Origin of the sequence: Sulfitobacter sp. 15WGC (genome assembly GCF_005068605.1) — a bacterium.
In the GTDB taxonomy this organism is placed as follows: Bacteria; Pseudomonadota; Alphaproteobacteria; order Rhodobacterales; family Rhodobacteraceae; genus Sulfitobacter; species Sulfitobacter faviae.
Genome location: NZ_SZNL01000104.1, coordinates 1 through 255, shown reverse-complemented (window position 1 = coordinate 255; position 255 = coordinate 1). Strand labels below are relative to the sequence as shown.

General features: G+C 54.1%; 1 rRNA gene. It reads right to left on the bottom strand.

The window, feature by feature from the left end:
* Positions 1–255 (bottom strand): 16S ribosomal RNA (locus FCK22_RS18155); the annotation flags it as partial.

Genomic DNA, 255 nt, shown 5'->3' with positions numbered 1-255 from the left:
GATCAGGCTTGCGCCCATTGTCTAAGATTCCCCACTGCTGCCTCCCGTAGGAGTCTGGGCCGTGTCTCAGTCCCAGTGTTGCTGATCATCCTCTAAAACCAGCTATAGATCGTAGACTTGGTAGGCCGTTACCCCACCAACTATCTAATCTAACGCGGGCCGATCCTTCTCCGATAAATCTTTCCCCCGAAGGGCGTATGCGGTATTACTCACCGTTTCCAGTGGCTATTCCGCAGAGAAGGGCACGTTCCCACG